We start from the raw sequence: 1,003 nt of genomic DNA on the forward strand, positions 1-1,003 counted from the left end.
GGAAGCTATGAGGTGTAGTTGTTCGCAACATCGTGTGGCTGCTATCGCGGCGGAGATGTTGGGTCGACGGACGCGCTAACCCATTACCGCTCGGCTCAAGGCAGCCATCGCTCGTTACGCGTAGCGGAAGCGGCTTGGTCGTATCATCTCAGCCCATTCGGAAAATCCCTTCGATACCGTTGAATCCGAGGGCGTTGCCGCCTGCGCGTCGAAGAGGCACGCAATGTCAGTGGTGCACAAAGGGGCTTAGGTGACGTCCGCCACAAGCTTGAACAGGCAATCTCCTGTATCGGTCAAGGCAGGGGCTCTTTGGCAAGCGACGAGGCCAGATTGTGCGAACTGAACCGTTCTGACCGGTTCCGAAGGCCCTTCAATCGGGTGGAGGATGCCAGCAAGATCGCCGGCCCGGACCTCATCTCCCAACGCTACCGCTGGTTCAACGATGGCGTCGGGAAGGATACCCATATGTTTCAGCACACGCAGCACACCGTCTCGCCCAAGGATTTCGCCTTTCCGTGACATGGAGGCACCTCCGCCGAGTTCGGTGGTCAGGGCTGGAATGCCGAGCATCTGGGCGGTTGCCGAGAGTGTTGTCGCACCGCCGCCGCCCGAGCCGTCACTGATCGAGCCGATGGGGGCGCCAAAGACATGCATCAGTTCGATGAATTGTGCTGTTTCGGTTTCAGACCTGCCCGTACGGATCAGGCAGCAGGGCAGATAAAACAGCGACGTGCCGCCGGAGTGCAGGTCGATGACGATGTCGGCGCGAGGCAGCAGTACCTTCGAGACGTAATGCGCGATCATCTCGGTTGGCGAGCCATTGGCGTCGCCAGGAAACATCCGGTTGAGATTGCCCTGATCGAGTGGTGACACCCGTTTGCCGGCGTCCACCGCGGGATAGTTCAGCGCCGGCAGGATGATGGTGCGGCCGCACAGTTCGCTTGCATCAAGTTGCCGGGCGAGCTTGCTGAGTGCAACCTGGCCCTCATACTCGTCACCATGG

1 protein-coding gene is annotated in these 1,003 nt (G+C 60.2%); it reads right to left on the reverse strand.

The genetic code is table 11. The features are described 5' to 3' along the window. Positions 1–246 precede the first annotated feature (246 nt). On the reverse strand, positions 247–1,003 hold a 757-nt coding region (locus AC1DUU_RS32850; RefSeq protein ID WP_476787456.1), incomplete at its 5' end, for a M14 family metallopeptidase.

It is taken from the genome of Aminobacter sp. P4_H6_2 (assembly GCF_056400805.1).